General features: G+C 64.6%; 20 protein-coding genes. 6 read left to right on the top strand and 14 right to left on the bottom strand.

Going from position 1 to position 25,052, the window contains the following annotated elements:
* The first annotated feature begins 145 nt into the window (after window positions 1-145).
* Complete coding sequence (locus AB7245_RS12310) at window positions 146-1,051, top strand: transglutaminase family protein (RefSeq protein WP_085404417.1); 906 nt, start codon at window positions 146-148, stop codon at window positions 1,049-1,051.
* Between the two features lie 29 nt (window positions 1,052-1,080).
* Window positions 1,081-1,911: a potassium channel family protein gene (locus tag AB7245_RS12305; protein ID WP_193560925.1), complete on the top strand. Its 831-nt coding sequence runs from the start codon at window positions 1,081-1,083 to the stop codon at window positions 1,909-1,911.
* A gap of 70 nt (window positions 1,912-1,981) precedes the next feature.
* On the opposite strand, the gene AB7245_RS12300 is transcribed toward AB7245_RS12305, so the two are convergent.
* Window positions 1,982-2,806: an NAD-dependent epimerase/dehydratase family protein gene (locus AB7245_RS12300; protein WP_085404418.1), complete on the bottom strand. Its 825-nt coding sequence runs from the start codon at window positions 2,804-2,806 to the stop codon at window positions 1,982-1,984.
* 91 nt (window positions 2,807-2,897) lie between these two features.
* On the opposite strand from AB7245_RS12300, the gene AB7245_RS12295 reads away from it, so the two are divergent.
* Complete coding sequence (locus tag AB7245_RS12295; RefSeq protein WP_085404419.1) at window positions 2,898-3,866, top strand: SMP-30/gluconolactonase/LRE family protein; 969 nt, start codon at window positions 2,898-2,900, stop codon at window positions 3,864-3,866.
* 276 nt (window positions 3,867-4,142) lie between these two features.
* On the opposite strand, the gene AB7245_RS12290 is transcribed toward AB7245_RS12295, so the two are convergent.
* On the bottom strand, window positions 4,143-5,573 hold the full coding sequence (locus AB7245_RS12290; protein ID WP_085404420.1) for an aldehyde dehydrogenase family protein: 1,431 nt from the start codon (window positions 5,571-5,573) through the stop codon (window positions 4,143-4,145).
* Window positions 5,574-5,842: 269 nt separating this feature from the next.
* A complete protein-coding gene (locus AB7245_RS12285; RefSeq protein ID WP_135216300.1) occupies window positions 5,843-8,206 on the bottom strand; it encodes a transketolase in 2,364 nt (787 codons plus the stop codon).
* 135 nt (window positions 8,207-8,341) lie between these two features.
* Here AB7245_RS12285 and AB7245_RS12280 point away from each other — a divergent pair, with 135 nt between their 5' ends.
* The 3 genes from AB7245_RS12280 (at window position 8,342) to AB7245_RS12270 (ending at window position 11,299) form a co-directional block, all read left to right on the top strand.
* Entirely contained in the window at window positions 8,342-8,803 is a 462-nt protein-coding gene (locus AB7245_RS12280) for an Lrp/AsnC family transcriptional regulator (RefSeq protein WP_014497003.1), read from the top strand.
* Between the two features lie 96 nt (window positions 8,804-8,899).
* Complete coding sequence (gene ppk2, locus AB7245_RS12275) at window positions 8,900-9,820, top strand: polyphosphate kinase 2 (protein ID WP_085404422.1); 921 nt, start codon at window positions 8,900-8,902, stop codon at window positions 9,818-9,820.
* 51 nt (window positions 9,821-9,871) lie between these two features.
* Complete coding sequence (locus AB7245_RS12270; RefSeq protein ID WP_085404423.1) at window positions 9,872-11,299, top strand: TAXI family TRAP transporter solute-binding subunit; 1,428 nt, start codon at window positions 9,872-9,874, stop codon at window positions 11,297-11,299.
* Here the strand turns inward: AB7245_RS12270 and AB7245_RS12265 are convergent.
* From AB7245_RS12265 to AB7245_RS12215, 11 genes are all read right to left on the bottom strand, one after another.
* A complete protein-coding gene (locus tag AB7245_RS12265; protein WP_085404424.1) occupies window positions 11,277-12,356 on the bottom strand; it encodes a zinc-binding dehydrogenase in 1,080 nt (359 codons plus the stop codon). The two genes, AB7245_RS12270 and AB7245_RS12265, sit on opposite strands and share 23 nt — an antisense overlap.
* A 60-nt stretch (window positions 12,357-12,416) precedes the next feature.
* Window positions 12,417-13,358 carry a DMT family transporter gene (locus AB7245_RS12260; protein WP_085404425.1) on the bottom strand — a complete coding sequence of 314 codons (942 nt, stop codon included), beginning with the start codon at window positions 13,356-13,358 and terminating at the stop codon, window positions 12,417-12,419.
* Between the two features lie 188 nt (window positions 13,359-13,546).
* Window positions 13,547-14,386 (bottom strand): aldo/keto reductase, encoded by an 840-nt coding sequence (locus AB7245_RS12255; protein ID WP_085404426.1) that lies wholly within the window; start codon window positions 14,384-14,386, stop codon window positions 13,547-13,549.
* A gap of 8 nt (window positions 14,387-14,394) precedes the next feature.
* Window positions 14,395-15,291 carry an SMP-30/gluconolactonase/LRE family protein gene (locus AB7245_RS12250; protein ID WP_439035725.1) on the bottom strand — a complete coding sequence of 299 codons (897 nt, stop codon included), beginning with the start codon at window positions 15,289-15,291 and terminating at the stop codon, window positions 14,395-14,397.
* Between the two features lie 261 nt (window positions 15,292-15,552).
* A complete protein-coding gene (locus AB7245_RS12245; RefSeq protein WP_085404428.1) occupies window positions 15,553-18,258 on the bottom strand; it encodes a nitrate reductase in 2,706 nt (901 codons plus the stop codon).
* A 14-nt stretch (window positions 18,259-18,272) separates the two neighbouring features.
* Complete coding sequence (locus AB7245_RS12240; RefSeq protein ID WP_167768250.1) at window positions 18,273-19,490, bottom strand: NAD(P)/FAD-dependent oxidoreductase; 1,218 nt, start codon at window positions 19,488-19,490, stop codon at window positions 18,273-18,275.
* Window positions 19,491-19,500: 10 nt separating this feature from the next.
* Entirely contained in the window at window positions 19,501-19,929 is a 429-nt protein-coding gene (locus tag AB7245_RS12235; RefSeq protein WP_014497011.1) for a globin family protein, read from the bottom strand.
* Between the two features lie 121 nt (window positions 19,930-20,050).
* Window positions 20,051-21,442: an MFS transporter gene (locus AB7245_RS12230; RefSeq protein WP_085404430.1), complete on the bottom strand. Its 1,392-nt coding sequence runs from the start codon at window positions 21,440-21,442 to the stop codon at window positions 20,051-20,053.
* 336 nt (window positions 21,443-21,778) lie between these two features.
* Window positions 21,779-22,573 carry an ABC transporter ATP-binding protein gene (locus tag AB7245_RS12225; protein WP_085404431.1) on the bottom strand — a complete coding sequence of 265 codons (795 nt, stop codon included), beginning with the start codon at window positions 22,571-22,573 and terminating at the stop codon, window positions 21,779-21,781.
* A gap of 13 nt (window positions 22,574-22,586) precedes the next feature.
* Window positions 22,587-23,483 (bottom strand): nitrate ABC transporter permease, encoded by an 897-nt coding sequence (ntrB, locus tag AB7245_RS12220; protein WP_085404432.1) that lies wholly within the window; start codon window positions 23,481-23,483, stop codon window positions 22,587-22,589.
* A gap of 61 nt (window positions 23,484-23,544) precedes the next feature.
* Window positions 23,545-24,858 (bottom strand): CmpA/NrtA family ABC transporter substrate-binding protein, encoded by a 1,314-nt coding sequence (locus AB7245_RS12215; protein WP_085404433.1) that lies wholly within the window; start codon window positions 24,856-24,858, stop codon window positions 23,545-23,547.
* Between the last annotated feature and the right edge of the window lie 194 nt (window positions 24,859-25,052).

Below are 25,052 nucleotides of genomic sequence, written 5' to 3'. Positions count from 1 at the left end.
GCGTGATCGCTTGATGGGCCAGACGATCCCGGGAACGACGTTGATCTAGATCAATGGGCAGCAGCGGCCGAGCCGAAAGCTGGTCCCTGCTCTTTCTTGTGCGGAAGGTGCTCAACGAGCCCCGCAATGCGAAGCGGATCGATGCATGGCGATCATAGGCGAGATCACGCACACCACGACCTACCGCTATGCAAAGCCGGTGAGGTTCGGCACGCACCGGGCGATGTTCCTGCCGCGGCGCGGCGCCTCGACCCGGCTGCTTCGCTGGTCCGCTGCTACCAGCCTGCCATCAAAGGTGCATTGGGTAACCGACTCCCGCTCCAATGCCGTCACGGTGATGGACTTCAGCGAACCCGGCAGCGAGCTGACATTCACGTTCAGGGTTCGTGGCGTCTATTTTGGCATCAAGGGTCTGGAGACATTTCCGCTGGACCTCCGGGCCGAGGAGGTCCCCGTGCAGTACACCCCGGACGAATGGACCGACCTTGCCGGTTACCTGCGCCCGCATGCCGACGATGCAGACGGCAGCCATGCGGCGTGGACCAAGAGCTTCGTTGCCGGCGATCAGGATCGGACCGCCGACGTGCTGCGCCGAATGCTCGGCAAGTTTCGCAGCGACTTCAGCTATTGCGGCAGAGATGCCGAAGGCACACAGTCACCCGGCGAAACGCTGCGCACGAAATCGGGCACCTGCCGGGACTTCGCCTGGCTGATGATCGAGACGTTGCGCCGGCTCGGCTTTGCCGCGCGCTTCGTCAGCGGTTATCTCTATGATGCGGCGCTCGATGGCGGCGCCGTGGGCATGACCGGCTCCGGCGCGACCCACGCATGGGTGCAGGTATTCCTGCCCGGCGCCGGCTGGCTGGATTACGATCCAACCAACAGTTTGAGCGCTGGCTTCGACCTCATTCCGGTGGCCATTGCGCGGCATCCGGGCCAGGCCGTGCCGCTGACTGGCTCGTGGTTCGGCGAACCCGGCGATTACCTGGGCATGTCGATCAATGTCGCCGTCAACAAGATCGGCGAAATGCTCGATCCTTCGGAAGCATAGGCTACCGAGATGCGCGGCGGTCGCTGACCATGGCATTTTATCGCAACAGTACGAAGGGACATGGGCCGCTCGACGCCGTCGCCGTCCCATTCGAGGCCCTGAAGGGCAGGATCCGGCAACTTTACGAAGGCGACACGTTCGGCTGCATAAAATTCCGATACGCCCTGCTCGCGCTGGACATCGTCACGGTTCTGTTCATCATCGCGACCTCGTTCCTGCCTCGCAACAGGGCCATCGAGTCGCTCGATGTCGTGTTCGGCGTGCTGATCCTTGCGGATTTCGCCGCACGGATGATCATCAGCCGTCAACCGCTGCATGACCTGGCGCGACTTTCGACCTGGACTGACATCGTCGTCATCATCTCGTTCCTTGCGCCGCTCGCCGGAGAGGCCGGCGGCTTCCTGCGCGCATTTCGAACATTGCGGCTGCTGCGCGACTACCAGATGGTGGCGCGGCTCCGGGTCGACAGCCCCTTCTTCCGGCGAAACGAGGAAGTCGTCTTTGCCGTCGTGAACCTCGGCGTGTTCATTTTCGTGATGACCGGGATCGTCTACGAGACGCAGAAGTCTCACAATCATCAGATCGCCAACTATGCCGACGCGCTCTACTTCACGGTCACCGCACTGACCACGACCGGCTTCGGCGACATCACCTTGCCAGGGACCGTCGGCCGCCTGATCACCGTCGTCATCATGATCTTTGGCGTGACCCTTTTCCTGAATCTCGCCAAGGCACTGCTCGCGCCCTCCAAGGTACGCTTCCCCTGTCCGGTTTGCGCCCTGCAGCGCCACGATGTCGACGCGGTGCATTGCAAAGCGTGTGGCACCGTCTTGAACATTCCCGATGAAGGCATGGACTAGGCTGCATGCCGGCACGAGTGCCGCGGAGAGGCCCCCTCACCTCATAACTGTGGAGAGGGGGTATGGCATTTCAGCGCTTATTCCAATCAATGATCCGGCTCGTGTCGCCGTCGAACTCGTTGCTGCAGAACGCGCCGCCCTGGTAGTGGTCGCCGACCGGATCCGGCTTCAGCTTGGTCTGCTCGGCCATCGCGTGCTCGCGGAAATCCTCGGCGCGCCCCGTCGGGCGATAGCCGAATTCGTAGGCGCGGTGGTTGTCCCACCAGGCGCGCTCGTTGAGGGAGGCGCCGTAGAAGACCTCGAAATGGATGTCGGGATGTTCGAGCCCGATGCGGCAGAGCTGCACGAGGTCGTCGGGTTTCAGCCAGATCGAGAGCCGGCGCTGGTCGAGCGGCATGTCGCCGAAATTGCCGATGCGCAGGCAGGTCACCTTCAGGCCGTGCTTGTCGGCGTAGAGCGCACCGACGGCCTCGCCGAACACCTTGCTGACGCCATAACGCCCGTCGGGGCGCGGGGTGACGTCGGTCCCGATCTTGTGATGGCGGGGGTAGAAGCCGACCGCGTGGTTGGACGAGGCGAACACCACGCGCTTGACGCCCTTGCGGTACGCGGCCTCGAACAAATTGTAGCCGCCGATGATGTTGGCCTGGAGGATTTGGTCCCAGGTGCCTTCGACCGAATAGCCGCCGAAATGGATGATGCCGTCGACGCCATCGCAGATCGCCTCGCACTGCGCGAGATCGGCGAGATCCGCCGCTTTGAATTGTTCGTTCGCGCCGAGATCGGCGGGCGGCTTGATGTCGGAGAGCAGGAGATCCGGATAGATCGGCGGCAGCAGCTTTCGCAGGCTCGTGCCGATTCCGCCCGAAGCTCCCGTCATCAAAATACGCGGCATGTCTTCCCTCGCCTGTGGTGACCGATTTGCGGCCGTAGATAACTGATGCTAGCAGACTTGGACAGAGGGAACGCAACAAAGAGACCTGCACATGAACGATGCATCGCCCCACACTCAAGGCTGGCGGCCGGCGACCTATTACCCCGATCCGGCGATAAAAGCACTGGACCCCCGCTTCGAAAAATACTGGCTAAAGCTGTCGGCAGTGGAGCGGCTGGCGACCGGCCTGCGCTGGGCCGAGGGTCCGGTGTGGTTCGGCGACGGACGCTATCTCCTGTGCAGCGACATCCCGAACCAGCGCATCATCAAATGGGAGGAGGAGACCGGAACCGTTTCGGTCTTCCGAAAGCCCTCGAATTTCGCCAACGGCAACACCAGGGATCGTCAGGGCCGGCTCGTCACCTGCGAGCATGGCGGCCGCCGCGTGGTGCGCACCGAATATGACGGCAGCATCACCGTGCTGATGGATTCGTTCGGCGGCAAGCGGCTGAACTCGCCGAACGACGTGGTGGTGAAGTCCGACGGCTCGATCTGGTTCACCGATCCGACCTTCGGCCTGCTTGGCAATTACGAGGGCTACAAGGCGGAGCCCGAGATCGAGCCGAACGTCTATCGGCTCGATCCTGCAACGGGCAAGGCGACCATCGTCGCCGAAGGCGTGCTCGGTCCGAACGGGCTGTGCTTCTCGCCCGACGAGAAGATTCTGTATGTCGTGGAATCGCGCGGCGTGCCGAACCGAAAAATCCTCGCCTATGACGTCTCGCCCGACGGCACCACGATCTCCAACAAGCGCGTCCACATCGATGCCGGCCCGGGCACGCCCGACGGCATGCGCTGCGACATCGACGGCAATCTCTGGTGCGGCTGGGGTATGGGCGATCCCGAGCTCGACGGCGTCGTCGTATTCGCGCCCGACGGCGTCATGATCGGCCGCATCGCGCTGCCCGAGCGCTGCGCCAATCTCTGCTTCGGCGGCGTCAAGCGCAACCGCCTGTTCATGGCGGCAAGCCAGTCGATCTACGCGCTGTATGTGAACACGCAAGGCGCGGTCGGGGGATAGGCGTTCCGCAGAGACGGTCTCGTAGGGTGGGCAAAGCGAAAGCGTGCCCACCGCTTCTTGTTCGTCGCGGAATGGTGGGCACGTCGCTACGCTCCTTTGCCCACCCAACGAGGTCCCTCCTCCGTCATTGCGAGCGAAGCGAAGCAATCCAGACTGTTTTCGCGGAGACAGCCTGGATTGCTTCGTCGCTGCGCTCCTCGCAATGACGACGGAGCAAAACGAAAAACGCCGGAGCGGTTTCCCGCTCCGGCGTCATGCTTGTTCAGGCGAAAAAACTTACGCCGCGTTGAAGCCCGCAACGGCCTTCACTTCGAGGAAGTCCTCGAGGCCGTACTTGCCCCACTCGCGGCCGTTGCCCGACTGCTTGTAGCCGCCGAACGGCGCGGTGCGGTCGTTGGGCACGCCCTGGAGATTGACGTTGCCGGCGCGGATCTGGCGACCCACGCGCTTGGCGTCCTCAACCGAAGCGCCCGAGACGTAACCCGCGAGACCATAGGGCGTGTCGTTGGCGATGTGCACGGCCTCGGCTTCGTCCTTGGCGCCGATGATGGTGAGCACCGGTCCGAAGATCTCTTCACGGGCGATCGTCATGTCGGGGGTGACGTCGGCGAAGATGGTTGGACGGACGTAGAAGCCCTTGTTGACGCCTTCGGGCAGGCCCGGGCCGCCGGCAACGAGCGTTGCGCCCTCGTCGATGCCCTTCTTGATCAGGCCCTGGATCTTGTCCCACTGGCCGCGGTTGACGACCGGACCAATGGTAGTGCCTTCAGCGCGGGGATCACCGGCCTTGGTCTTATCGGCGACAGCCTTCGCGATCGCGGCGACTTCCTTCATCTTCGACAGCGGCACGATCATGCGCGAGGGTGCGTTGCAGGACTGGCCGGAGTTGTTGAACATGTGCATCACGCCGCCGGTCACCGCCTTGGTCAGGTCGGCGCCTTCGAGGATGACGTTCGGCGACTTGCCGCCGAGCTCCTGGCTGACGCGCTTCACGGTCGGCGCGGCGCGCTTGGCCACATCGATGCCGGCGCGGGTCGAGCCGGTGAACGAGATCATGTCGATGTCAGGATGCTCGCTCATAGCGGCGCCGACCTCGGGGCCGAGGCCGTTGACGAGGTTGAACACGCCCTTCGGCACGCCGGCTTCATGGAGGATTTCCGCGAAGATCAACGCCGAGGTTGGGGTGAACTCCGACGGCTTCAGGATCATAGTGCAGCCGGCGGCGAGCGCAGGCGCAACCTTGCAGGCGATCTGGTTCAGCGGCCAGTTCCAGGGCGTGATCATGCCGACCACGCCGACCGGCTCGCGCAGCACCATGGCGGTGCCGACCGGTTCCTCGAAATGATAGTTCTTGAGCACGTCGAGCGTGGTCATGAGGTGGCCGAGGCCGGCGCCGGCCTGGAGCTTCTCCGCCATCGGCAGCGGCGCGCCCATCTCGTCGGAGACGGCGGCGCCGATCTCCTTGAGGCGGCCCTTGTAGATCTCGATGACTTTCGTGAGCAGCGCGACGCGCTCCTCGCGGCTGGTCTGGGAGAAGGTTGCAAAGGCGCGCTTGGCAGCAGTGACGGCCTTGTCGACGTCAGCCTTGGAGCCCAGCGCAACCTCGTACATCGCCTCTTCCGTCGCGGGATTGACCACGGCGGTGGACTTCTTGACGGCGGGATCGACCCAGGCGCCGTCGATGTAGAATTGCATGCGATTGACCATCGTTAACCTCTTCTTGGGGGCTTGGAGGGGGCGTTTCGGCAGGCATCCTTGCACGAAAGCGCCGGCAATTGAACCCGCCATATGCGGGGCCAGCGTTGCTGCGGACGGAGGATATATGAGCCGATGGCGGGAACGAGGCAAGGCTCCCTCAGGTGTCATTCCGGGACGCGCTACTTGGCGCGGGCCCGGAATCCATAACCACGATCGGGAGTATGGATTCCGGGCTCGACGCTACGCGTCGCCCCGGAATGACAGGGCAGTTACCTCAACTACACCGCCATCTTCCGGTGCAGCACCGGTGCGCCGGTGGTGAGGCTTTCGGCCGCATCGATGATGGCGTTCGCATCGATGCCGTAATGGCGGTAGAGGTCCGCGATGGTGCCGGTCTGGCCGAACTGCTCGACGCCGAGTGCCTCGACGCGATGACCGCGGACGCTGCCGAGCCAGCCGAGCGCGGAGGGATGGCCGTCGATCACGGTCACGATGCCGCAGTCGCGCGGCAGCGGCGCGAGCAGCTTTTCGATGTGGCTGAGATGCTGCACACCCCGCCGATCGCGCCGCAATTTCCGCGCAGCGGTCCAACCCGCATGCAGGCGATCCGCCGAGGTGATCGCGAGCAGACCGATGTCACGGCGGCTCTCGCCGATGAAGCCGGTCGCCTCGATCGCTTCGGGCGCGACCGCGCCGGTATAGGCGATCACGAGTTCGGCATTGGGCCCCGGCTTGCGCAGCCAATAGGCGCCGTCGGTGATGCCCTGCGCAAGCTCCGGCGTCATGATCCGCTGCGCCTGCTCGATGCTGCGCGTCGAGAGCCGCAAATAGACCGAGCCGCCCTCGCCCGGATCGCGCTGCATGTGATTGAAGCCCCACGCCATGATCACGGCGAGCTCGTCGACGAAAGCCGGCTCGAACGAGGCGAGCCCGTCCTGCGCCATGCCGATCAACGGCGTCGCGATCGACTGGTGCGCACCGCCTTCAGGCGCCAGCGTGATGCCCGAGGGCGTCGCGGCCACCATGAAGCGCGCATCCTGGTAGCAGGCGTAGTTCAATGCATCGAGGCCGCGCTCGATGAAGGGATCGTAGAGCGTGCCGACCGGCAAAAGCCGCTCGCCGTTGATCTGGTGCGACAGACCGAGCGCCGAGAGCATGATGAACAGGTTCATCTCGGCGATGCCGAGCTCGAGATGCTGCCCCTTGGGCGAGAAGTCCCAATTGAACGTGGAGGGAATTTTCTCGCTGCGGAATAAATCCGCCTTCTCGCCGCGCGCGAACAGGCCGCGCCGGTTCACCCACGGACCGAGATTGGTCGAGACCGTGACGTCGGGCGAGGTCGTGACGATGCGCCTCGCCAGCTCGCTGTCGTCGCGCGCGATCTCGTTCAGCACGAGGCCAAAGCCCTGCTGGGTCGACATCTGCGGCGACGGCTTGAACGCGAGTTGCTGGGGCACCCCGACCACGGGCGCGGTCAGCCGGCGGCCGTCCTGGTTGAACGGCACGCGCGCGAGGAAGGCGTCGAGCTCGGCGGCGTCCTGCGCGAGGCCCTCGTACTTGTCCCATTCATGGCCCGCACGAATGTTCTGGCTCTCGCGATATTTCTCCATCTGCGTGACCGTCATCAGGCCGGCGTGGTTGTCCTTGTGGCCCTGGAACGGCAGGCCGACGCCCTTGATGGTGTAGGCGATGAAGCAGACCGGGCGATCGTGATCGATCGACTCGAACGCCTCCAGCATGCTCGCCATGTCGTGGCCGCCGAGGTTCGACATCAGCGCCAGCAGCTCCTCGTCGCTGCGCCTGTCGATCAGCTTGGTGATCGGGCCCTGGTCGCCGATCTCGTCGTGCAGATGCTTGCGGAAGGCGGCGCCGCCCTGGAAGCACAGAGCCGCGTAGAGCGCGTTCGGGCAATTGTCGATCCAAGCTTTAAGCGCCTCGCCGCCGGGCTCGGCGAAGGCCTCGCGCATCAGGCGGCCATATTTCACGATCACCACGTCCCAGCCGAAATTGCGGAACATGGTCTCAAACTTTTCCCAGAGCCCCTCGCGCACAACGGCGTCGAGCGACTGCCTGTTATAGTCGACCACCCACCAGGTGTTGCGCAGGCCGTGCTTCCAGCCTTCGGCGAGCGCTTCGAAAATGTTGCCCTCGTCCATCTCGGCATCGCCGACGAGGGCAATCATCCGCCCTTCGCGGCGATCCTTCATCCAGCCATGCGCCTTGACGTAGTCCTGCACCAGCGATGCGAACAGCGTCTGCGCGACGCCGAGGCCGACCGACCCAGTCGAGAAATCGACGTCGTCGACATCCTTGGTGCGCGAGGGATAGGACTGCGCGCCCTTGAAGCCGCGAAAGTTCTCCAGCTTCTCGCGAGTCTGCCGGCCGAACAGATACTGGATGGCGTGGAACACCGGGCTCGCATGCGGCTTCACCGCAACGCGATCCTCAGGGCGCAACACGCTGAAATACAGCGCCGACATGATGGTCGCGAGCGAGGCAGACGAGGCTTGGTGTCCCCCGACCTTGAGCCCGTCCGCGTTGGCGCGGATGTGGTTGGCGTGATGGATGGTCCATGACGACAGCCACAGCGCCTTGCGGGCCAGCGCGGTCAATGTGTCCAGACGGGCGGTATCAACGGGCATCGCAATGGCTCCCGGAAACAGGTTGGACGATGATACGCCCGCGGGCGGCGCCAAACTTCTCAATTTTTCGCGCCATACCTCCAAATATTGGGATACTTTACCAATGGATCAGCACTTCAGACAGGTTTCATCCCAATGCCAGACCTCGACGCCATCGACCGGAAAATCCTCGCTTTGCTCCAGAACGACAGCCGGCTGACAATGCAGGAACTCGCCGACAAGGTCGGGCTCTCGGTGTCGCCCTGCCATCGCCGGGTCAAGCTGCTGGAGGAGCGCGGCGTCATCAGCCGCTACATCGCGACCGTCGACCAGAAGGCGCTGGGGCTGCATGTCAGCGTCTTCATCTCGATCAAGTTGGCGCGGCAGAAGGAGGAGGATCTGAATCGTTTCGCCCGCGCGATCTCGAAATGGGACGAGGTGCTGGAGTGCTATCTGATGACCGGCAACCGCGACTATCTCCTGCGCGTGGTGGCGGCCGACCTCGCCTCCTACGAGACCTTCCTGAAGACCAAGCTGACCCGGCTGGACGGCATTGCCTCGATCGAGTCGAGCTTCGCGCTCAGCCAGGTCAAATATTCGATCGCCCTGCCGGTCTGACGGCCCCGCCGGGCTATTTCGGAACCGGTGTCACATGGGCGCAATAAACCCCGCCGATGGTCACGGGCGACAGGCACCCTGCCGAAAGAAGGACCCATGACCGCATCCGACCGCACCCCTGAAATGGCCAAACGCGAGCGCATCATCCGGGAAATGACCGACGATCTCGACGAAGAGCTGGAGATGGAGCTCGATGACAGCAGGCTCGACGAGCTGCTGGACGAGACCGACGCGCTCCGCCCGACGGTTGATCGCAGGCTCTATTTCCGGGAACTGCTGCGGCTCCAGGGCGAGCTGGTCAAGCTCCAGGACTGGGTGCAGAGCGAGAAGAAGAAGGTCGTGGTGCTGTTCGAGGGCCGCGACTCCGCCGGCAAGGGCGGCGTCATCAAGCGCATCACCCAGCGGCTCAATCCCCGCATCTGCCGTGTCGCGGCGCTTCCGGCACCAAGCGAGCGCGAACGCACGCAATGGTACTTCCAGCGCTACGTGTCGCATTTGCCGGCCGGCGGCGAGATCGTGCTGTTCGACCGCAGCTGGTACAACCGCGCCGGCGTCGAGCGCGTGATGGGCTTCTGCACCGAGGAGCAATACCAGGAGTTCTTCAAGACGGTGCCGGAGTTCGAGCGGATGCTGATCCGCTCCGGTATCACTCTCGTCAAATACTGGTTCTCGATCACCGACGACGAGCAGCAGTTCCGCTTCAGCATGCGCATCAGGGATCCGCTGAAGCAATGGAAGCTGAGCCCGATGGACGTCGAGGCGCGCAGCCGCTGGGAGGCGTACACCAAGGCCAAGGAGACGATGCTGGAGCACACGCATCTGCCGGATTCGCCGTGGTGGATCGTCGACGCCGTCGACAAGAAGCGCGCCCGCCTCAACTGCATCGCGCATCTGCTCAGCCAGATGCCGTACCAGGAGGTCGCCCGCGTGCCCGTGGTGCTGCCGCCGCGCGTCCGTAATCCCGACTATCACCGCGGCCCGATTCCGCCGGAGATGTACGTGCCTTCGAAATACTGACGGCACCCGCCGCGCCTGCCGTCGGGCGAGCTTGCCGATGAGGAAAGCGAGATGCCCGTGCCGAGCGATCTGAGCGTGAGGAGAGACGCGTCGTCTCGCCGCCGGAATCGCTTTGGCCCGTGGCTCGCGCTCGAAAGCGTGCTCTCGGTGCTCACCGTCGTTCTTGCCCTCGCCTATTGGCTCTGGCAGCCGGCGACGCTACGCATCGCGGTCGGGCCGGCCGGCAGTGACGACCAGGCGCTGATTGCGGCGGTGGCGAAGGCGTTCGACGCCAGGGGTGGCGCGGTGCGGCTCGTGCCGATCGAGACCGACGGCACACTGCAAAGCCTCAATCTGCTCGGCGCCGGCAAGGCCGACCTCGCGGTGGCTCGCGGCGACTTCGCCATGCCGGCCGACACCAATTCGGTGGCGATCCTGCGGCGGAATTTCGTGGTGTTGTGGGCGCCAGCGGCGCGCAAGGGCGCCGCCAGGCCGAAGATCATGGAGATCGCCCCCCTCACGGGGCGCCGCATCGGTGTCGTCGGCCTTGGCGATGCCAATCTCAATCTGCTTCGTGTCATCCTCGCCGAGTCAGGCGTCAACCCGCAGAAGGTCACGATCGCACAGTTCAGTATCGACCGCATCTCCGAGATGGCCCAGGACTCAACGCTCGACGCCTTCATGATGGTGGGCGCACTCGGCGACAAGGCGATCGCAAGCACGATCGCCACCACCGCACGCCTGCGCGGCGAGCCCAAGTTCCTGTCCGTCGACGTCTCCGACGCCATCGCCGAGCGGCACCCGCTCTACGAATCCGAGGAAATTCCCGCGAGCGCATTTTCCACGACGCCGCAGCGGCCGGACGACAAGATCGACACCATCGCCGTCAATCATCTGATCGTCGCGCCCGCTTCACTGTCCGAGGACACGGTCGCTGCCTTCACCCGCGAGCTGTTTACGGTCCGTCAGTCGCTCGTGAAGGACTTACCCGGCGCCAGTCACATCCAGAAGCCTGACACCGACAAGGACGCCGCGCTGCCGGCCCATCCAGGAGCTGCCGCCTTTATCGACGGCAACGAGCGCAGCTTCATGGACAAGTACAGCGACTACATCTGGGGCGCAGTGCTGCTGCTCTCGGGCTTCGGCTCGGTGGCCGCGTGGCTGCGGCACTATCTACGGCGCGAGGAGCGCAGCGAGAACGCGCTGCATCGCGACAGGTTGCTGACGGCGATCTCCAGCGTGCGGGAGGCGACGTCGCTCGACGATCTCGCCGCCATGCAGAGCGCAGCCGACGACATACTGCGCGAGACGCTGGCCTGTCACGAGGACGGCGCCATCGAAGACGGCGACCTCACCGCCTTCGGTCTCGTGCTGGCGCAATTCCATCAGGCGATCGTCGACCGCCGGGCCGTGATCGCCCAGATGAGCGATGCCGACGTCGCCGCGAAACCCGATGGCGGCGTGCTTCAGCCGTTCCCTATTTCCACGGCTGCACGATGATCTTGGTGTGCGCCTCAGGATTGGCGAGATCAGCGAACGCCTTTGCGACGCCGTCGAGGCCGACCTCGGCGGTGACCATCGCGGCCGCATCCACCTGCCCTTCTGCGATCAGGCGCAGTGACGCTGCGAACTCATCCGGCGTGTAGCCGAGCACATATTGGACATTGAGCTCCTTCATGATGCCGAGCATGGGTTCGCTCCTGTCGGTCTCCATGCAGACGCCGACCACCACGATGCGCGCATCACGCGGGGCGCCCTCGAACACCTGTTGCAACAGGCCGGGCACGCCGACACATTCGAAGATGATTGCGGGCTTCAGTGCCGGCAGCATGGCCTGCAACGGCGGGCGCGCCGCCTTCTCGGCCTCCGACATCTGCGCGTGCTCGGCCCAGGTCGCGTAGGGCTGCGTCACCCTGGGATCGACGACGATATCGGCCCCCAGCTTTGCGGCCAGTGCACGCCGCGCCGGCGAATAGTCGGCGGCGACGATCGGATGCAGGCCCTTGATCCTCAGCGCTGCGATCACCGCGAGCCCGACCGGGCCGCAGCCGATCACGAGCGGTACCTCGCCGCCCCGGATGTTGGCTTTCGCCACGGCGTGGACACCGACGGCGAGCGGCTCGGTCAGCGCCGCATGTTCGGACGCGAGACCGTTGGGCACCTCAAGCAGCAGGGGCTCGCTGAGCAGCATCGCCTCGGCATAGCCGCCGATATTGTCGTTGGAATAGCCGATGCCCTCGATGCCTTGCGGCGTCACGAGCGCTGGGAGCGAACAGACGCGGGTGCCGGGCTTGAGCTTGCGCGCGGTTCCGGGACCGTAATCGACGATCTCACAGCAGAACTCATGGCCGAACACGACGTCGCGGGCGAGGTCCATCGGCTTGCGGCCGGTCTTCTTCGCCATCTCCACCATGCGGGGGGCATGCTGGCGGGCATGAAGGTCGGAGCCGCAGATGCCGCAGGCAAGCGTCCTGACCAGCACCTGACCGTTACCTGGCTTTGGCTCGGCCATCCGGTCGACGACAATCTCACCGTTCCTGAAAATCGCAGCGCGCATCCGGCTCCTCCCGTGTTGTTGGAGCCGTTGATAGCACGAAGCGGGACGCGCGAACTTGCGTCAGGGGTTCGGGGAACGCTCTTCCAGCACCAGCAGCTGGGCGCGGCGGATGCGCTCGCGATGGGCGATGTAGAGACCGCTGGCGACGATGAAGGCAGCACCAGTGACGGTCCAGACGTCAGGCACTTCGCCGAACAGGAAGAAGCCCAGAATGCTGACCCACAGCAACTGCGTGTACGAGAACGGCGCCAGCACCGAGGCATCGCCGTAGCGATAGGCCAGCACGATGATCCACTGGCCCACGGTGGACGCGACGCCGATCACGATGCCGAGCCCGATCGCGGTCCAGCTCGGCGTCACCCAGACGAACGGCACCATCAGGCTGAGGATCGCAACGCCCGTGAGCGCCGAATAGGCCATGGTGGTGAGGACGGCTTCGCGCCCGCTCATCATACGCGTCAGGATCAGCGCAGCAGCCCAGCAGAATGCCGAGATGATCGGGAAGAACGCGGCGGCGTGGAACGCATTGGAGCCCGGACGCAGGATGATCATCACGCCGATGAGACCGATCGCGGTCGCGATCCAGCGGCGCATGCCGACCGTCTCGCTCAGGAAGATGATCGACAGCGCGGTGACGAACAGCGGCGAGACGAAGCCGGTGGCCGAGGCTTCCGCGATGGGGAGGAAACGGAGACCGGTGATGAAGAACAGCGAGGAGCCGAGCAGCGCGACGCCGCGCATCAATTGCAGGCCGAGGCGATCGGTGCGCATCGCATGCAGCGGCGAGCCCGGCAGCATCACCGGCGTGAACATCAGCGCGAATGTGACGAAACGGATCCAGGTGATCTCGATCGACGGCAGGCTCGTCGACAGATACTTTGCGGTGACGTCGGAACAACCGAGGAATACCGTCGACAACAGCACCAGCGCGATGCCCTTGAAGGGATGATCGACGCGCGCAGGCGCGCGGCGAACCTCCTGCTTCTTCTCCGGCACGGGCATGGGAATACTGTCGAGCCTTGCGGCTACGGCGGGCGGCGGTGTCACGGCTGGAACCTGGGAAAACGACGATTCGGGAACGATCGTAAAAAACGACAAATGCGCCGCTTTCACAACTTCCGAAAACAGGATGCCGATATGCGCTGACGACCCCGCGCGTCAATACTCCATTAATAATAGGCGTTTGTGCACTACAACATGGGTAGGCTGCGCGGCTTCGGACCGCGCGGAAACGCCGCATCGAGCGCCGAAATCTCCTCTTTCGTCAGCACGAGATCGCCGGCCGCCGCATTCTCGCCGGCATGTTCCGCGGACGAGGCCTTCGGGATCGCGAACACCGTAGTCGCACGGGTAAGGAAGCTCAGCGCGACCTGCCGCGGTGTCATACGACGCGCCTCCGCGATACGTGCCAGCACCGCGCCTCCCTTGCTGTTGCTTGCGGGAAAATCGTCGTGGCCGAACGGAGAGTATGCGACGACAGCGACGCCACGCTTCTCGCACCACGGGATCACCGCATGCTCGATCGCGCGCTCCTTGAGATGATAGAGCACTTGATTGCACGCGATGCGGCCTTCGCCGGAGACGTCGAGAATTTCGTCGAGATCGTCGGCGTCGAAATTGGAGACGCCCCAGGATTTGATCTTGCCGGCCTTCACCAACTCTTCGAACGCGGCAACCGTGTCTTCGAGCGGATAGGAACCGCGCCAGTGCAGCAGATAGCAGTCGAGACGATCGGTCTTCAGCCGCTTCAGCGAGCGTTCGCACGCCGTGATGGTGCCGCCGCGCGAGGCGTTGCTCGGCAGCACCTTTGAAACCAGGAACACTTCATCGCGGCGGCCTGCGATCGCATCGGCGATGACGAGCTCGGCATCGCCGTACATCTCGGCGGTGTCGATGTGGGTCATGCCGAGATCGAGCCCGCGCTGAAGCGCCGCGATCGCGCGCTTGCGGTCGCCATGGTCGAGATACCAGGTGCCCTGCCCGATGACGGAGACGTTCGCGCCGGTCTTGCCGAAGGGTTTTGTGTTCATGTCAAAGCTCACAGTCCGCTGATATCCGCAACCAGCACGCTGCCGGTCCCTGACTCCGTGATATAGAGCCGATCTTTCTTGGCGCCACCGATGGCGACATTGGTGCAGCTCGGACCCGCGCACGACTTGATCCGCGCGATCAGCTCTCCGTTCGGCGCGAACACGAAGACGTGGCCGAGCGAAGCGTGGCCGACGAACAGGCGACCGGCCGCGTCCATGGTCATGCCATCAGGACCGCTGGTGCCGAACAGCGAGCAGAAGCGGCCGACCTTCGACACGCTGCCGTCCTTCATGAACGGCAACCGCCACACCGCATTGTCGCGGGTCATGGCGACGAACAGCACCGTTTCGCTGGGGTCGAGCACCAGGCCGTTCGGGCTGATGCCGGTGTCGAGCAGGCAATCGAGCCGGCCGCTCGGCGTCAGGCGATAGACACGGCCGCTTGCGTCGTGCAGGCCGGTCTGGCCCTGATCGGTGAACAAGATGTCGCCGTTGGAGGCGAGATGCAGATCGTTGCAGCCACGGAACAATTCCGAATTGCGCGCGGTCAGGATGGGCCTGATGCGCCCTGCCCCGGCGTCGAGTTCCATGATGCCGTGCATGTAGTCGGCCACGAGGATGCGGCCGTCGGCCGCGATCTTCAATCCGTTCGGCCAGCCCTCATATTCGATCACGAGCGACCACGCGCCATCAGGCGCGATGCGGAAGATGCGGCCGAAGGGAATGTCGACGATATGGAGGTTGCCGTCTTTGTCGAACGACGGCCCTTCGATGAAACTATCGGTCGGCACACCCGGCCGGTTGGCATCGGCCCAATCGGTCCGCACGCCCTTGCGGCGGAAATGGTCGGGCATGGCGGAGAAGATCTTGGTTTCGATCAGGCGCGGCGGCGTTTCCAGGTACATCATTGTTGTTTTTGTGCATGTGGAGGGGGATCGCGGCAACATAGGGCACAATCGTTGGCGCGTCGATTGGGCGAAGGACATGGCTGCGTCCACGTCACTCTCGTGTCCCGGACGCGCTGCAGCGTGAAACGCTGCTGCGCAGAGCCGGGACCCAGAAAGGCCAAACACTCTGCTGTGAGATGGGCCCCGGCTCTGCAGCGCATCACTTCGTGCTGCGCAGCGTCCGGGGCACGAGACAGTCTCCCAGTCTGGAGAGATCCCCTACCCCGCAGCCGCCGCGACCTTCGCCTGCTTCGCCGGCGCCACTTCCGTCGTCGCGATCAACTGCTTCAGCTCGGGGATACATGACCCGCAATTGGTGCCGGCCTTGAGCTTGGCGCCGATCTCGGCCGCCGTGCGCGCGCCGCTCGCGATGGTGTCGCAGATGGTGCCGCGGCCGACGCCGAAGCAGGCGCAGACGATGGGGCCGGTCGAGGCCGCGCCCTCCGTCGATTTGCCTGACAGCAGCATGCGGCGCTGCTCGTCGGTGACGTGATCGGCCACGAACAGGCTCTTCACCACCTCCCAGTCGCCGGCATCATGCGCGGGGCCGACGAATAGGCAGGTCTCGATGCGGTCGCCCGCGAACGAGGCCGCGCGATAAACGCCGCCGCCGAAGTCGCGATAGTCGGCGACATCCTCGCCGGCGACACCGTCGAGCCAGGCCGGCCAGCGCGACAGATCCGCATTGTCGGCGAAGAGATAGCCGAAGCCGCCCGAAACCGTGACACGGGTCCACATCAGGTTCGGCGGCAGATCGAGCTGCTTGCGCGACAGCGCAAAGCCGCGGAAGACGTATTCATAAGGCGAGATCGCCGCCGGCGTGGCTTTCGACTCCGGCTGGCCCGAGAACGGATCGGTGAAGGACTGCACGAGCGCCCCGACGCGGCCGTGCGAGGCGCTCATCGCACTCCAGTGGATCGGCGCGAACAGCGTGCCGCGCTGCTGACGGTCGCTGACGACGACCTTCAGGATGCACTGGCCGTAATCGGTGGTGATGCGGGCGTAGCCGTCATGCGCGATGCCGTGTTTGCTGGCATCATCCGGGTGGATCTCGACGAACGGCTCCGGCAGATGCGCGCCGAGACGCTGGCTGAGCCCCGTGCGCGTCATGGTGTGCCACTGGTCGCGGATACGTCCGGTGTTGAGCCGCAGCGGGCGCGACGGGCCGGTTTCGCCGCGCAGCGACGGCACCTCCGGCGCGACGAAGCGGCCTTTGCCGTCATTGGTGAAGAAGCCGCCGTTCGCGAAGAAGCGCTCGCCGGCCGCCTCGCCTTCGCGCGCCGGCCATTGCACCGGCTTCAAGGCGTCGAAGGCCTCGTCCGAGAGCGCGGTCAGCGCGCCGATGTCGAAATCGCGGCTGCCATCGTTCTCGAACGCCGAAAGCGCCGCGTGCTCGCGGAAAATATCAGCGGCGGATTTGTAGTTGAAGCTGTCGCCGAAGCCGAGCCGCTTTGCGGTCTCGCTCAGAATCCACCAGTCCGGCCGCGCCTCGCCCGGCGCCGGCAGGAACGAGCGCTGGCGCGAGATGCGGCGTTCGGAGTTGGTCACCGTGCCCGACTTCTCGCCCCAGGCCAGCGCCGGCAGCAGCACATGCGGGCCGGCCTCGACGGTGTCGTTGGAGAGCACGTTCTCGGACACCACGAACAGCTCGAGCTTCTTCAGCGCTTCACGTACGACGTCCGCGTCCGGCAATGACACCGCCGGGTTGGTGCCCATCACCCAGAGCGCCTTGACCTCGCCGCGGTTGATCGCCTCGAACAGCTGCACCGCCTTCAACCCTTCATGGGTGGCGATGCGCGGCGCCTTCCAGAACCGCCTGACACGGTCGATGTCGGGCGGCGTGAAGTTCATATGCGCGGCGAGCTGGTTGGCAAGGCCGCCGACCTCGCGGCCGCCCATCGCGTTGGGCTGGCCGGTGAGCGAGAACGGCGAGGCGCCCGGCTTGCCGATGCGTCCCGTGGCAAGATGGCAGTTCAGGATCGCGTTGACCTTGTCGGTGCCCTGCGCCGACTGGTTGACGCCCTGCGAATAGAGCGTGACGACTCGCTCGGTGTCGCGGAACATCTTGAAGAAGGTGGCGACGTCCTGTTCGGACAGACCCGTCGCCAGTGCGGTCGCGGAGACACTGCCGGCGATGTTGCGCGCGCGCGTCAGCGCGTCATCGAAGCCCGACGTGTTCTGCGCGATGTAATCCTGGTCCAGCGCGCCATTGTCGGCGAGATGGACGAACAGGCCGGAGAACAGCGCGGTGTCGGTGCCGGGCTTGAGGCCGAGGAACAGGTCGACGTCGCTGGCCGTGTCGGTCCGGCGCGGATCGATCACGATCATGCGCGCGCTGCGTTCCTGCCGGTTCTTCAGCATGCGCTGGAACAGCACGGGATGGCACCAGGCCGCGTTCGAGCCGACGAACACGAGCAAGTCAGCCTGGTCGAGATCCTCGTAGCAGCCGGGCACGGTGTCCGCACCGAAGGCGCGGCGATGGCCGGCGACCGAGGACGACATGCAGAGCCGCGAATTGGTGTCGACATTGGCCGTGCCGACAAAGCCCTTCATCAGCTTGTTGGCGACGTAATAGTCCTCGGTCAGGAGCTGGCCCGAGAGATAGAACGCGACCGCATCGGCGCCGTCGCGCGCCACGATGTGCTGCATGCGATGGGCGACGTGATCGAGCGCGTCGCTCCAGGCGACACGCTCCAGCACGCCCTTGCAGCGGATCATCGGATAGAGCAGCCGGCTCTCCAGCCCGACGGTCTCGCCGAGCGCGGAGCCCTTCGAGCACAGCCGGCCGAAATTGGCGGGATGATCCGGGTCGCCCGCGATCGCCGCGCCACCGTTGCCGTCGGGCGTCGCCAGCACGCCGCAGCCGACGCCGCAATAGGGACAGGTCGTCTTGGTGGCGCGGAGCGTGGGATCGATCGCCGTCATATCGAGCTGCCTTATCAAGCCGCCTTGGAAGGACGCGCCAGCGCGCGGCCGAACATCATGTCGGTGCGGATCGCCGTCACCTTGTCGCGATTGCGGATCAGCTCGAGATACCAGAGCGCATCGACGGTATCGCCGATCAGCACCGCGCCGGTGAGCCGGCCGTCGGCGATGACGAGCTTCTTGTAGGTGCCGCGCCTGCGGTCTGACAGCACCAGGCTCTCGCTGCCGTCCCCACCCATGAAGTCGCCGGCGGAGAAGACGCTGACGCCGGAGACCTTCAGATTGGTCGAGACCACGCTGCCCTGATAGGCGGCGGGACGGCCGGCGAGATGCCGCGCCAGCACGCGCGCCTGCTCGTAAGCGGGCTCGACCAGGCCGTAGCAGGTGCCGCGATGCTCGGCACATTCGCCGAGCGCGTAGATGTCGGGCGAGGCCGTCTGCATCTCGTCGTTGACGACGATGCCACGGTTGACCGCGATGCCCGCCTCTTTGGCAAGCGCCACATTCGGCCTGATGCCGGCGGCGAAGATCACGGCATCCGCCTCGATGCGCGTGCCGTCGGCGAGCTCGACGGCTTCGACATGGCCCTCGCCGTGAATGCGGGCGGTGGAGGCGTTAAGCAGGATGCGGATGCCCTTGCGCTCGACCAGCGTCTTCAGCAGGTCGGCCGCCGGCAGATCGAGCTGGCGCTCCATCAGCCGGTCCATCAGGTGCAGCAGCGTCACCGGCGCGCCGGCTTTCGCAAGGCCATAGGCCGCTTCGAGTCCGAGCAGGCCACCGCCGACCACGACGACACGCTTCTTCGCCGCAGCGAGCGTCAGCAGCAGATCGACGTCGCGCGTATCGCGAAAGGTGTGCACCCCGGTGAGATCGGCGCCCGGCACGTTGAGCCGCAGCGGCGTCGAGCCGGTGGCGAGCACGAGCTTGGAATATTCGACGCTCTCTTCACCTTCGATCTTGAGCTCACGGCGGCCGGTGTCGATCTCGGTGACGCGATAGCCGTAGCGCACGGTGACGCCGCGATGGCGCCACCAGTCCGCCGGCCTCAGCTCGATCTCGTGCGAGCCGGTCTCGCCGGCCAGCACGGAGGAGAGCAGCACGCGATTGTAAGCGAGCCGCGGCTCTTCGCCGATCACCGCGACCGCGTAGCGGCCGAGCGAGGTCTTGGCGAGCTCGTCGACCAGACGCGCGGCCGCCATACCGTTACCGACGATGACCAGCGGTTCACTCACAAGGCATCTCCTATTCGGCGGCCTGCGCCTGTGCGCCATAGGCCTCGGAAATCATGTAGCCGGACAGGACGCCGTAAGCGTCGGTCCAGGCCGTGGCGAGTTCGGGCGTCCAGGCCTCGCCGAGGCCCTTCTCGAGGGTCCAGAGCAAGGTCGCGCCGACCACCGGATAGTGCTCGGCCTTGGCGCCATAGGCGACGTGACGCTTGGCGAGCGCCGAGGCCGCGGGAAGAATCGTCTCGAGCTTCGACAGGCCGCCGACGACGGCCGCGAGCATGCCCATCAGCTTCTTGCGCTGCTCGGTCATGTCCTCGGGAAACATCGCGCGCACGGACGGCGCCACCTCGAACAGGCGATCGTAGAACAGCACCGCGGCCGCCTCTGAAATCGGCGCGACCTTGGAAAAGCTCTGCTGGACGAGGGCAATCTGTTCTGAAGTCATGATGTTCTCCTGTCTGTTTCGGTCTGCCTTTGTCCGCGCCGTTGCGAACAAGGTTCATGGGTCAAACGTCATCAGAGAGTCTTCTCCCCGCGTACGGGGAGAAGCGACATTCGTGCCAAACTCAGACTCGCGCTTCCGCGAGGCTTGACGCGCCCTCACCCTGCGGGCTGCGACGCAGGTAGAACCACCAGGTCAGTCCGAGGCAGGAGGCGTAGAAAGCGAGGTAGATCGCGAGCGCGAGCGAGGGACCACCGGTCATGGCGATCGACTTGCCGAAACCGGTCGGGATCAGATAGCCGCCGACCGCGCCGATCGCGCCGATGAAGCCGACCGCCGCACCGCTCTCGATGCTCGCGGTCTTCAACGCCGCCGCGCGCGCCGCATCGCCCTTGCCACGCACCCTGAACAGGTTCTGCTCGCGGAAGATCGAGGGGATCATGCGGTAGGTCGAGCCGTTGCCGATGCCCGTCGTCACGAACAGGATCAGGAACATCGCAAGGAAGCCGGTGAAGTCCTTGTGCCCGACGAAGTAGAGCACGCCGACGGTGGCGCCCGCCATCGCGATGAAATTCCAGAAGGTGAGGATGGAGCCGCCGATCTTGTCGGCGAGCAAGCCGCCGAGCGGTCGCGACAGCGAACCGACCAGCGGCCCGAGGAACGCGATCGAGATCGAGATCGCCGGAAACTGCGTCTTGATCAGCAGCGGGAACGCCGCCGAGTAGCCGATGAAGGATCCGAATGTTCCGATATAGAGATACGCCATGATCCAGGTGTGCTTGCGCTTGACCACCGCAAGCTGGTTCTTGATCGACGACTTGGCCGTGGTCAGGTTGTTCATGAAGAACACCGCGCCGAACACCGCGATCGCGATCGGCAGCACCCACATCAGGCCGGCGTTCTGGAGGAAGATGCCGTCGACGGGGGACGCCTGGAACAGGTTGATGACCGCGAGCGTCATCAGGATCGGGGTCAAGAGCTGCACGCTGGAGACGCCGATATTGCCGCCGGCCGCGTTCAGCCCCAGCGCCCATCCCTTCATCCGGTCAGGGAAGAAGAAGGAGATGTTGGTCATGCTGGAGGCGAAATTGCCGCCACCGAGACCCGCGGTCGATGCGATCAGCAGCATCAGCCAGAACGGGGTGTCGGGCTGGCCGACGAAATAGGCGAGCGACAGCGTCGGGATGAACAGGACAGCCGCGCTGAAAATGGTCCAGTTGCGGCCGCCGAAGGTCGTGACCGCGAACGTATAGGGGAAGCGCATCAATGCGCCGATCAGCCCGGGCACCGCGACGAGCTGGAACAGCTGGTCGGTGGTGTAGTGGAAGCCCGCCTGCGGCAGCTTGGTGGTGACGATGCTCCAGATCAGCCACACCGAGAAGCCGATATGCTCGGCCACGATCGACCAGATCAGGTTACGCCGGGCGATCACTTTGCCGCCCGCATTCCAGAACGCCTCGTCTTCGGGGCGCCAATCAGAAATCCACGTCGGATTTCGAGTCGGATTCGTCGTCATTGATAATCCCTTCTAGGCTCACCGCTGCGTCGTTGCAGGCTCAGCCTCCACGCGGAGGCGCGCGCCGAGGCCATGCCCCGGTGGCGAGTTCACGATGCTGATTGATGATGTTGAGGGACGTCGTCGTTGGCGTCGGAAAAGGTATTTCAATTTCCGTGCCAATTGCGCGCGTTCGGGAAATACAGGGAATTCAGGGGCTTGTTCGCATTGCCCGAAATTCTTCCAGGTGTATTTCGCTCGCAAATTTTGCGATTCGCTCAATCCTTGTGCGGCGCACAAGGATTGAGCGAGGTGTCGATTATTTAGGCGCGTTTATCATCCACGTTAAACCTTGGTTTACGCGGCCTCGACGAATCGATGACGCTCGTAGAGGAACTCGAGCACGCGGTGGCGGCACTTCAAATAGGTGGAGTTGGTCGCAAGATCGAGCCGCTTGCGGGGACGTGCGAGCGGCACCTCCAGCACCTCGCCGATGCGCGCGCTCGGCCCGTTCGTCATCATGACGATGCGATCGGATAGCAGCACCGCCTCGTCGACGTCGTGGGTGATCATCAGGATGGTGTTGCCGAGCTTCTGATGCAGCGCCATCACCGAGTCCTGCAGATGCGCGCGGGTCAGCGCGTCGAGCGCGCCGAACGGCTCGTCGAGCAGCAGCACCTTCGGTTCCATCGCCAGCGCACGGGCGATGCCCACGCGCTGCTTCATGCCGCCGGAGACTTCCGAAGGACGCTTGTCCCTGGCGTGGGCCATCTGCACCAGGTTGAGATTATGCATGACCCAGGCGTCGCGTTCGGCGCGGGACTTGGTCCTGGCAAAGACCTTGTCGACGCCGAGCTTGACGTTCTCGTAGACGGTCAGCCACGGCAGCAGGCTGTGGTTCTGGAACACCACCGCGCGATCGGGCCCCGGCGAGTTGACCTCGCGGTTCTCGAGCAGCACGCCGCCGGTGGTGGCGCCGGTCAGGCCTGCGATGATGTTGAGCAGGGTCGACTTGCCGCAGCCGGAATGGCCGATGATCGAGACGTATTCGCCCTTCTCGATCGTGAGATTGATGTCCTTCAGCACCTCCGTGCTGGCGGCACCGCGGGTAAAGACCTTGTCGATATGGTCGAGCTTCAGATAGGCGGTCATGTGCCCTTCTCCCTCAGTTCTGCGCCGTGCCGCGGGTGACGATCTTGCCGAGACCCGCGATCAGGCGATCGAGCACGAAGCCGACGATGCCGACATAGAACAGCGCAAGGATGATCTCGCTGATATGCGAGGAATTCCAGGCGTCCCAGATGAAGAAACCGATGCCGACGCCGCCGATCAGCATTTCGGCTGCGATGATGGCGAGCCAGGACAGGCCGATGCCGATGCGAAGGCCCGTGAAAATGTAGGGCGCCGCCGCCGGGATCATGATCTTGCCGAAGAACTCGAGCGGATTGAGCTGTACCACCGCGGCGACGTTGCGGTAGTCCTGCGGGATGTTGCGGATACCGACCGCGGTGTTGATGATGATCGGCCAGATCGAGGTGATGAAGATGACGAAGATCGCCGATGGCTGGCCGTCGCGGAACGCAGCGAGCGACAGCGGCAGCCAGGCCAGCGGCGGGATGGTGCGCAGCACCTGGAACAGCGGATCGAGCCCGCGCATCGCCCAGACCGACTGCCCGACCAGCACGCCGAGCGCGATGCCGGCGATCGCCGACAACGAATAGCCGAGCGCGACGCGCTGAAGGCTTGCAGAGAGATGCCAGAACAGGCCCTTGTCGATGCCACCATGATCGAAGAACGGATCGAAGATCAGTTCCTTGGTGTCCTTGAACACCTTTGACGGCGGCGGCAGCGCCGAGCCGGCGCGGCGGCACACCAGCTCCCACACCAGCGTCAGCAGCGCGATCACGACCAGCGGCGGAATCACGCGCACGGCGGTCTCCCTCGCCATACGCGCGTAGGCCTCTCTGCGCGGCGGACGCTTGAGCGTCATCGCGACGACCGGCGCGGAAGCACCCGCAGGCGTCGCAGTCTCAACCTCAATCTTCGTGGCAGGCATGTTCATTGAAAATCCCTCTCCGGCTTCAAAGGACGACGCGGCCGCCTGACGGCGGCCGCGGGTTCCATCAGACTTCGACGCGCTTGATCGCGAGCGATTTCAGATAGGCAGCCGGATTTTCGGGATCGAACACCTTGCCGTCGAAGAAGGTCTCCTTGCCGCGCGAGGTGGAGGCTGGAATCTCCGAGGCTGCGACACCGAGGGTCTTGGCCGCATCGCGCCACATGTCTTCGCGGTTGACCTTGCCGATCAGGGCCTTGCTGTCGAAGGAAGCTTCATATTTGCCCCACCGGATGTCCTCGGTCATGAACCAGAGATCATGGCTCTGGAACGGATAGGAGGCGAAGTCGCGCCAGTACTTCATGATATGCGGTGAGTTCTCGACCACCTTGCCGGCATTGCCGTAGTCGAACTTGCCCTTGGCGCGATCGGCGATGTCCTCGACCGGGCAGTTGATCCACTGCCGTTTCGCCATGATGGTCGCGAGCTCTTCCTTGTTCTCCATCTTGTCGGCCCATTGCTGCGCCTCCATCACGGCCATCAGGATTGCCTTGGCAGCCTTCGGGTTCTTGTCGACCCAGGCCGCGCGCATGCCGAGCGACTTTTCGGGATGCTTGCTCCAGATCTCGCCGGTGTTGACGGCGGTGTAGCCGATGCCCTGATGCACGAGCTGCCCGGGCCAGGGCTCGCCGACGCAGAACGCGTCCATGGTGCCGACCTTCATGTTCGCCACCATCTGCGGCGGCGGCACGGTGATGGTCTCGACGTCCTTGTCGGGATCGATGCCGCCGGCGGCGAGCCAATAGCGGACCCAGAGGTCATGCGTGCCGCCCGGGAAGGTCATCGCGACCTTGGCCGACTTGCCATCGGCCTTCTTCTTCTCGAACGCCGCCTTCAGCACCGACGCGTCGGCACCGACCTTGAGGTCGGCATATTCCTTGGCGACCGAGATGCACTGCGCATCGAGATTGAGCCGCGCCAGGATGTACATCGGGGTCGGCTGGTTGTTCTGCGTCACCTTGCCGGCGGAAATCAGATACGGCATCGGGGTCAGGATGTGCGCGCCGTCGATGCCGTTCCCCTCCGAGCCGAGCACGAGATTGTCGCGCGTGGTGCCCCATGAGGCCTGCTTCTGCACGTCGGTGTCGGGCACGCCGAATTTGGCGAACAGGCCCTTGTCCTTGGCGACGAAGAGCGGACCGGCATCGCTCAACGCGATGAAGCCGAGCTTGGCGCCCTTGACCTCGGGGCCTGCGTCCTGCGCGAAGGCGCCGGCGGGGAAATTCAGCTTGGCGGCGGCGAGAAGAGCGGCGGTGCTGCCGGCGGCCTTCAACAATTGACGGCGGCTCAGGCCCGAGGGCTGGCGGGTGCGCTTGGTCATAGGCAGTGTCGTCCTTTGCATCGTTGCAGAATTGATGGCGTCAGTGCGCGCGAGTGGCCCGTCCGTCCGTGACGCCAGAAACAGGCGCATGCGAACGCATGGCGGGGGAGACCCCCGTCTGGTGGCGTCGGCAAATCGGATGAGAAGTCTCGCGGGACGGCTTCAATGGCGTCGGCTTGAATGATTCAAGCTTC

This window comes from Bradyrhizobium sp. 604_D8_N2_3 (genome assembly GCF_051810765.1).
GTDB lineage: Bacteria > Pseudomonadota > Alphaproteobacteria > Rhizobiales > Xanthobacteraceae > Bradyrhizobium > Bradyrhizobium barranii.
The sequence above is the reverse complement of the archived record's forward strand: the minus strand, read 5'-3'. Positions and strand labels throughout refer to the sequence as shown.

Bases quoted from the DNA above. Each gene is read 5' to 3' on its own strand.
- AB7245_RS12310 (WP_085404417.1), top strand. From the start codon at position 146: ATGGCGATCATAGGCGAGATCACGCACACCACGACCTACCGCTATGCA.
- AB7245_RS12305 (WP_193560925.1), top strand. From the start codon at position 1,081: ATGGCATTTTATCGCAACAGTACGAAGGGACATGGGCCGCTCGACGCC.
- AB7245_RS12300 (WP_085404418.1), bottom strand. From the start codon at position 2,806: ATGCCGCGTATTTTGATGACGGGAGCTTCGGGCGGAATCGGCACGAGC.
- AB7245_RS12295 (WP_085404419.1), top strand. From the start codon at position 2,898: ATGAACGATGCATCGCCCCACACTCAAGGCTGGCGGCCGGCGACCTAT.
- AB7245_RS12290 (WP_085404420.1), bottom strand. From the start codon at position 5,573: ATGGTCAATCGCATGCAATTCTACATCGACGGCGCCTGGGTCGATCCC.
- AB7245_RS12285 (WP_135216300.1), bottom strand. From the start codon at position 8,206: ATGCCCGTTGATACCGCCCGTCTGGACACATTGACCGCGCTGGCCCGC.
- AB7245_RS12280 (WP_014497003.1), top strand. From the start codon at position 8,342: ATGCCAGACCTCGACGCCATCGACCGGAAAATCCTCGCTTTGCTCCAG.
- ppk2 (WP_085404422.1), top strand. From the start codon at position 8,900: ATGACCGCATCCGACCGCACCCCTGAAATGGCCAAACGCGAGCGCATC.
- AB7245_RS12270 (WP_085404423.1), top strand. From the start codon at position 9,872: ATGCCCGTGCCGAGCGATCTGAGCGTGAGGAGAGACGCGTCGTCTCGC.
- AB7245_RS12265 (WP_085404424.1), bottom strand. From the start codon at position 12,356: ATGCGCGCTGCGATTTTCAGGAACGGTGAGATTGTCGTCGACCGGATG.
- AB7245_RS12260 (WP_085404425.1), bottom strand. From the start codon at position 13,358: ATGCCCGTGCCGGAGAAGAAGCAGGAGGTTCGCCGCGCGCCTGCGCGC.
- AB7245_RS12255 (WP_085404426.1), bottom strand. From the start codon at position 14,386: ATGAACACAAAACCCTTCGGCAAGACCGGCGCGAACGTCTCCGTCATC.
- AB7245_RS12250 (WP_439035725.1), bottom strand. From the start codon at position 15,291: ATGTACCTGGAAACGCCGCCGCGCCTGATCGAAACCAAGATCTTCTCC.
- AB7245_RS12245 (WP_085404428.1), bottom strand. From the start codon at position 18,258: ATGACGGCGATCGATCCCACGCTCCGCGCCACCAAGACGACCTGTCCC.
- AB7245_RS12235 (WP_014497011.1), bottom strand. From the start codon at position 19,929: ATGACTTCAGAACAGATTGCCCTCGTCCAGCAGAGCTTTTCCAAGGTC.
- AB7245_RS12230 (WP_085404430.1), bottom strand. From the start codon at position 21,442: ATGACGACGAATCCGACTCGAAATCCGACGTGGATTTCTGATTGGCGC.
- AB7245_RS12225 (WP_085404431.1), bottom strand. From the start codon at position 22,573: ATGACCGCCTATCTGAAGCTCGACCATATCGACAAGGTCTTTACCCGC.
- ntrB (WP_085404432.1), bottom strand. From the start codon at position 23,483: ATGAACATGCCTGCCACGAAGATTGAGGTTGAGACTGCGACGCCTGCG.
- AB7245_RS12215 (WP_085404433.1), bottom strand. From the start codon at position 24,858: ATGACCAAGCGCACCCGCCAGCCCTCGGGCCTGAGCCGCCGTCAATTG.